This window comes from Dolichospermum sp. UHCC 0352 (assembly GCF_009711925.1).
GTDB classification, from domain to species: Bacteria; Cyanobacteriota; Cyanobacteriia; order Cyanobacteriales; family Nostocaceae; genus Dolichospermum; species Dolichospermum lemmermannii.
Genome location: NZ_VIKY01000329.1, coordinates 1 through 509, shown reverse-complemented (window position 1 = coordinate 509; position 509 = coordinate 1). Strand labels below are relative to the sequence as shown.

Sequence of the window (509 nt, the reverse complement as noted above, 5' to 3'; positions counted from 1 at the left end):
ATCTAAGCCTTTTATAAACAGTTTATCCATGACTCTCCCCAATTTATCGTCGTTGAGATATTCTGGTTTTACTCCTGCTCCTATTAAATGCTCACAGGCTATTGTTTCAAAATATTTGGGAAACATATATAACGGTTTGGAGACAAATCCTAACCCGTTTATTATCATGGCTTTTACCACTTGACCTGCATTTACTTTTTCGTCTTTTTCGACTCCTATTAATTCATTTATTATTTCTACTATTCCGATTGAATCTATGATTCCTGCTACTATCCCTAGATGGTCTATGTTCTGAATTTCCATTTCTTGAGGTTTTAATTTCACAACAGTTTCCTCTCATACTTCTGTTGTTATCAATTATTTCTTATTTGGTTATCAATTCATTTTTTTCTTTTGTTACCAAGTTTCACTTTCTCACACCATTTCGCTTTTAATGCTATTTATTATCATTAAGCATCTTAATTTTTGAATTGACTTTAGTTATTATGTACTACTTTAAGGGCTTTTTT

At 31.0% G+C, this 509-nt stretch carries 1 protein-coding gene; it reads right to left on the bottom strand.

The genetic code is table 11. From position 1 onward, the window contains the following. The coding region (locus FJR06_RS23750) for a DUF4277 domain-containing protein (RefSeq protein WP_174783526.1) at positions 1 to 303 on the bottom strand (303 nt) is incomplete at its 3' end. Between the last annotated feature and the right edge of the window lie 206 nt (positions 304 to 509).